The 224-nt window shown below is 70.5% G+C and carries 1 protein-coding gene; it reads left to right on the top strand.

What is annotated here, in order from left to right:
* Positions 1 to 15: 15 nt before the first annotated feature.
* The coding region (locus tag ACYQ8K_RS30375) for a DnaB-like helicase N-terminal domain-containing protein (RefSeq protein WP_459975102.1) at positions 16 to 224 on the top strand (209 nt) is incomplete at its 3' end.

Genomic DNA, 224 nt, shown 5'->3' with positions numbered 1-224 from the left:
CGCGCCCGCCAGCGGCTGCAGGCTTACACCGAGCTCGACGATCGGCGCCAGCCCCCGCAGGACCTCGACGCCGAGCAATCGGTGCTGGGCGGGATGCTGTTGAGCAAGGACGCGATCGCCGACGTGCTGGAAAGGCTGCGGCCCAGGGACTTCTACCGGCCAGCCCACCAGAGCATCTACGACGTGATCCTGGACCTGTACGGCCGCGGCGAGCCCGCCGACGC

The sequence above is a fragment of the Mycobacterium sp. MUNTM1 genome (assembly GCF_054660795.1).
Note: the sequence above shows the minus strand (reverse complement) of the source record. Positions and strands in the feature narration are given on the sequence as shown.